This window comes from Microbacterium sp. (assembly GCF_052099035.1).
Classification (GTDB): Bacteria; Actinomycetota; Actinomycetes; order Actinomycetales; family Microbacteriaceae; genus Microbacterium.
In genome coordinates this window covers 1-5,930 of record NZ_JBQDSX010000111.1, presented here as the reverse complement: position 1 = coordinate 5,930, position 5,930 = coordinate 1, and the positions used below count along the sequence as shown (strand labels likewise).

At 65.2% G+C, this 5,930-nt stretch carries 3 protein-coding genes; 2 read left to right on the top strand and 1 reads right to left on the bottom strand.

Going from position 1 to position 5,930, the window contains the following annotated elements; genetic code table 11:
- On the bottom strand, positions 1-2,543 hold a 2,543-nt coding region (mobF, locus tag ACTIAO_RS16785; protein ID WP_441907249.1), incomplete at its 3' end, for a MobF family relaxase.
- A gap of 465 nt (positions 2,544-3,008) precedes the next feature.
- Between mobF and ACTIAO_RS16780 the strand changes: the two genes are divergently transcribed.
- Positions 3,009-4,664, top strand: coding sequence for an ABC-F family ATP-binding cassette domain-containing protein (locus tag ACTIAO_RS16780; protein WP_441907248.1), 1,656 nt, complete (start codon positions 3,009-3,011; stop codon positions 4,662-4,664).
- A complete protein-coding gene (locus ACTIAO_RS16775) occupies positions 4,661-5,929 on the top strand; it encodes an MFS transporter (RefSeq protein WP_087137363.1) in 1,269 nt (422 codons plus the stop codon). Before ACTIAO_RS16780 ends, ACTIAO_RS16775 begins: the two co-directional genes overlap by 4 nt.
- Position 5,930 lies beyond the last annotated feature (1 nt).

Below are 5,930 nucleotides of genomic sequence, written 5' to 3'. Positions count from 1 at the left end.
TACCCGAGTTCGACATGCTCGCTGACGTACACGGCAGGGAGTGCGATTGTTGTGCGCCATTTGGAGTGTGCGCGGCGGACGGTGAGGGATCCGTCGTCGTGAGCTTGGGTAACGGTCCACCGGTCGCCGTTCTTCACCCACCCGCGGCCCAGCGCGAGACGTCGGTCGTTCTTGCGGGTGATGACCAGGTCGCCACGGGATGTCTCGTTCCCGTCATGGAGCCGGACGCCATCGAGGGCGACGTCGCCTGCGAGGATCCGGTCGGTGCGGGCGCGGGTGTTGAGTTCGGAAACGGTGTCGAGGGTCTCGGCAATCAACACCGACGACTTCCCCTCTGCTTGATCGCTACGCCACGCCTGATATGCCTGCTCGAGGATGTCCTCGTAGCCGCCTGGGGTGATGCGGTCGTGGTCGAGGTAGGTGTCGATGACATCGGTATCGCCGATGCGCAGGCCGAGGGAGGCGTGTTTCTCCCACTCATTGCGGAAGCGGCGCACATCCGTCAGCTCCGGGGCATCGTCCCGGTCGCGGACGACCATTCCGAACGCCCCACCCGCATCCACGGCCGCGAGCTGCGCCCAGTCGCCGACAAGGAGTACCTTCGCGCCGGCCTCGGTGGCGTGGGTGGTGATGGTGTCGAGGGCGAGGGTTCCTGCGAGTGAGGCTTCGTCGATGATGACGAGTTGGCCGGGTGTGAGGTTCCAGTTGCCGTGGCGGTGTTCGTGGAGCCACTTCGCCGTGTTCTCCGTCGAGATCCCCAGATCCCCTGCCAGGCCATCCGCTGCGGCAGCAGACGGTGCGAGGCCGATCACTGAGCCGGTACCGTGGTGTTTCTCCCACGCTCGCCGCAACGCGGACATCGTCGTGGTCTTCCCCGTCCCGGCGGGGCCGACAAGGACGTCGAGGGTGCGGGCGGAGACACCGATCTTCGCGATCGCCCGCTCCTGATCCGGTGACAACACATGCCCGTCGCGGTTCTTCGTGCGTGCTGCCTGCTCAACCCATGCCAGCGGCACCGTCGGCGCGCTCCTGTCGTTCGACGCGGCGAGGAGACGATCCTCCGCCGCGATCACCCGTTCAGACGAGAACACGGTCGCGGCTTTCGGGCGGAACACGCTGGACCCGTCTGGGCGGCGGAATGACGGCGGGCTCGACGCCAACTCCGGCGGGGTCAATTGCAGCGAGACGCGTTCGGCGGCGTCGACGATTTGCTGGGTGATCGTATCGCGGTCGTTCGCGGACGCGAACCGGAGTGCCATCGTCTGCCGGACGGCCTCGGCGTGGAGGTTCCATCGTTTCCACGTCGCTCGCCGATCACCCACCCGCGCCACCACCACTTCGGCGACCTGATCGAGATCGGCGAGGGGGATGTCGTCGGCGCGCAACAACGGCTCCCCGGCGCTTCCGGCCAGGAGCGTTGTGGCCCACGTCGGAGCATCCTCCCCAAGAAGTTCGGTGGCGCGTTCCCGCCACCTGGTGGTGAGGTCGCTCAGCGAGTGGTGCTGCTTCGGGGGTCGAGTCTCCAAGGTGGCTTGTTGCCGGAACTGCCACAACAACTTCGGTGACGGCTGCCTCCCATGCCTGGTCACGTAGTCGGCGACGAGGCGGTCCTTGACCTGCTCAATATCGCGCGTGCGGGAGGAGAACTCATCCATCAGTTCCTGCGGCACCCCGGTGATCTCCCACGCCGTCGACCTGCCCGCACCACGCTCGCGCGCCTCCCACCCGACGCCGAGCACCTGGGTGAGGTGGTCGGAGAGGACTGCGTTGTAATGCTCCGACAACCCCGTCACCGCCGCATGGATCGCACGGGAGTCGAGGGTGCGCCACTTCCCGTCGTGGACGGCTTGGACTCGGTTCGCGACCACGACATGAGTGTGCAGTTGCGGGTCCGAGGCTCGAGAGTCGTAGTGGTCATAGGCAGCCGCGATCACCCCTTGTACCTCGACTTGAGCGACTGCGCCCCGCGGCCCTTTCGCGCCGATCCGGGTCATCGCGACATTGCGCTCGAACAGGTCGATCACGTCCTGGATCGCGGCGTGGTGCGCCCGGGCGATCAGCGCCTGCGTGCCCCCGTCGGCAACCGCCCAGAGCGTCGAGACGGACTTCGGGACCGAGAAGGTCAAATCGAACCCCGCCACCGGAGCACCCATCGGCTTCGCTGCTTCCTCGGCCTCGATCAGCGCGGTCTGGGTCGCACGCTCCTCGCCGATGAGCGTGTCAGGGAGTTTCTCGAGGCGACGATCGACACGTTCCGCGGCGGTCGCGAACTTCCGGTACGGGCGACCCAGCGGCTCGCCGCTGTTCGGGTCCCGCCCGAACCCCATCAACCGTCGCAACTGCTCCTCACTTACCAGGCCACCATCGGCCACACCGCGTGAGAGACCGTCAAGCCCGGATCCTGCCCAGGTGCCCGGTGGTGTTCCGGACTCAAGGTAGTACCTCGTGAGTGCGGCCGGGGCGTCGCGGGCGCCATCGCCGGCAACGACAGAACTCAGCAGATACCGGTACCCGTCACCTGCCGTCATCACCCTGATCGACACCGTCACACCCAACAGGTACGCGACGTCCCTTCCGCCGGACTACACCGCGGACGGGGTTCCTGGCTCGAAGTCCCAACGAGTCAATGTGAGTCATTGCCTTCCCTTCGGTCAACGCAGTCCCAGATCCACCGTTTCCATGACACTCCCGTCAATGTGGACGTGGCGTCGCAAATGACGACGGAGTCCAGCAGCTACTGACTATCCGCGCCCAGGTAGGGCCGTGACGCGCGGTCCACCGTCCGGCCGTGACAGGGGGTGATGGATGGAACCAACTGGCAGCGCGCGCCGTCGTCCGGTACGGTGGGTGGTATGCATTTGTACTTCCTGTGACGGCTGGGCAGGCCTACCGCGCTCGTTGAGTATCTCCGAGCCCGCGGCGGCTGCTCGTTCTGACCCTGCTGGGTCGCCGTCATTTGCGTACCCGTTTGCCTCTCGGCTTGTGGTGCGTCGTTTCGAAGGATTCGAATGCTCACCCCTACCCACGTTCATCCGGCGCGCCATCGCGCGCAGCTCACCGCTTCCGATGTTTCCCTCATGCGAGGAGCGACATCCGTTCTCAACCACGTCGATGTCGTCCTTACTGCCCGTTCTCGAGTCGCGATCGTTGGCGAGAACGGGCGCGGAAAATCAAGCCTCCTTCATGTGCTCGCTGGCACGCTTTTGCCAGACAGCGGGGTGGTCCAGCGCATCGGCACGCTCGGCCTCGCCGAACAAGAAATGACCGCTTCCGATAGCCGAACCGTTGGGCAGGCTGTTGCCGAAGCGATCGCCGAGCCACTCGCCGCGCTGGCGGCACTCGACGTCGCCGCTCAGGCTCTCGCCGACAGGAAGGATGGGGCCGCAACGGAGTATGCGGCCATGTTGGAGCTTGCTGGAGCGCTCGATGCCTGGGATGCCGAGCGCCGTGTGCAGATCGCACTCGACGCGCTCAACGCAGTGACAGAAATGGCGAGGTTACTCGCTGATCTTTCCGTGGGGCAGCGCTACCGGGTGCGGTTGGCCTGTCTCCTGGGAGCTGAGGACGACTTTTTGCTGCTCGATGAGCCCACCAACCACCTCGACCGCAGCGGACTCGAGTTCTTGACCGCGCAGCTCCGAGCGCGCAGTGGTGGCGTCGTCATCGTCAGCCACGATCGAGCGCTCCTGTCCGATGTCGCGGACACCATCATCGACCTTGACCCGACCCCCGACGATCGCCCGCGTGTCTACGGCAGCGGCTATACGGGATATCGGGAGGGGCGTCTCGCAGAAAGGGAGCGTTGGGAACAGGACTACGAGCGTCAGCAGGCGGAACACGCGCGGCTTCAAGACAGTCTCAGCGCCGCACAGAACCGACTCGTGTCGGGGTGGCGTCCGGAGAAAGGCACCAACAAGCACGGCCGGGCCACCCGGGCGGGCGGACTGGTACAGAATGTGCATCGGCGTCAGGAAGCGCTCGAAGCGCACGCGGTGACCGTGCCGGAACCGCCGCAGCTCTTCCGCTTTCCCGACCTTCCCACCCGAACCGGTGCGGCACTACTGAGCGTCGATCGTGTCAGTGTTGCCGGGCGGTTGGCCGGGCCGGTGTCATTCACGCTGTCACACCGTGGTCGACTTGTCGTAACTGGCCCGAACGGAGCGGGGAAGTCGACGCTGCTGGGCGTGGTCAGCGGCGAACTCGCACCGGACACGGGCGCGGCTCGACTGCCAGGGGGCACCCGCATCGGATTCCTCCACCAAGAAACCGCACTGCCCTTGGACCGGCGGGCGAGCGAGCTCTATGCCGCACATACCGGCGCGCTCGTCTCGGAAGGCGTTCTGGAGTCATCCGAGGCGGTCGGGCTCTCTCAACTTGGTCTCTTACGACCCCGTGAGGCAGGCAAGCAGGTAGGAGAACTATCGATGGGCCAACAGCGCCGCCTCGACCTCGCGCTCGTGCTCTCGACACGCCCTCACGTACTACTCCTGGACGAACCCACCAATCACCTCTCCATCGCTCTCGTCGACGAACTCACGGCGGCGCTCGGAGCAACCCCAGCGGCCGTGCTGTTGTCCACCCACGACCGGCAACTCCTCCGCGACGTCGCCGGCTGGCCGCAGCTTCACCTGACTGCGACGACTCAGGGCGAGGTGCTGGTATGAGCAAGAAGAACCTCAATCGGATCCGTGCGCTTCGTCCCCTGGCCTCACGCGACTATCGTCTCGTGTTCGCCGCGGTCGGCATTGAAGTCTTCGGCACCGGTATGTGGACGATCGTCATGGTCTTTCAAGTGCTTGCGCTCGATGACAGTCCGCTCGCGCTTTCAGCGGTAGCAACTGGAATGAGCCTTGGCCTGTTCGCCTTCTCGATCCTGGGCGGTGTGGTCGCGGACCGTTTCTCCAAACGCCGCATCATCATCACCGTGCAAGGCTGCACCGCGGCAGCGATGACCGGGGTAGCAGTCTTGTCGCTCACCGGGTCCATCGAGTTGTGGCATGTCGGCGTCGCCTCGTTCGCAATGGGCGCAGGGAGCGCGTTCTTCTATCCGGCCTACAGTGCGTATCTGCCTCAAGTACTTCCTGCTGAGGAACTCTTGGCCGCGAACGGGCTCGAAGGAGCTCTCCGCCCATCGATGGGTCAGGGCCTCGGGCCAGCCCTCGGAGGAATCACCGTCGGCATGTTCTTTCCGGCGATCGGGGCGGCTATCGTCGCAGCCTCGTACACGACCGCGTTCGTCATCACGCTGTTCCTCAGCCGACGCCAGGAGCTGACCGCGCCCGCGCTGCGGGAGGAGCGCACGAGCGTGTGGGGAGACCTCCGAGCGGGAGTGCGCTATGTGGTTGGCACGCGGTGGCTGCTCTGGACATTGATCTTCGGTTCCTCCCTCGCCCTCATCGTTCAAGGTCCTATCGAGGTGCTCTTGCCCTTCCTCACCCGCGACCGCTTCGAGGACGCCGAAGCCACCTTCGGTTTCCTCCTAGCCGCATACGGGATCGGCGGGGCGATCGGATCGCTGGTGGTCTCATCGCTGAAACTCCCTCGCCGCTATCTCACGTTCATGATCGTCTGCTGGGGCGGGGGAACACTCCCGCTCGTGGTCATTGGCGTTGCGGACAACCTGATCCTGATGCTCGCAGCACTGTTTATGGTCGGAGCACTCACTGGAGCGGGCGTCGTCATCTGGGGCACGCTATTGCAACGGCTGGTGCCGCTCGACATGATCGGTCGAGTCGCGAGCCTCGACTTCTTCGTCTCGATCGCGTTCATGCCCGTCTCGATCGTCATCGCGGGGCCACTTTCCTTGGTCGTGCCCATTCCCGTGATATTCGTGATCGCGGGAATCATCCCCCCAGCTCTCGCCGTGATCGCGATGCTGGCGGGACGCATGCGCGAAAGTGAGGAGCATCACCCCATGGACGCTCCCTAAA

What these genes read in the sequence shown, in the direction of transcription:
- ACTIAO_RS16780 (WP_441907248.1), top strand. Translation starts at nt 3,009, where the DNA reads ATGCTCACCCCTACCCACGTTCATCCGGCGCGCCATCGCGCGCAGCTC.
- ACTIAO_RS16775 (WP_087137363.1), top strand. Translation starts at nt 4,661, where the DNA reads ATGAGCAAGAAGAACCTCAATCGGATCCGTGCGCTTCGTCCCCTGGCC.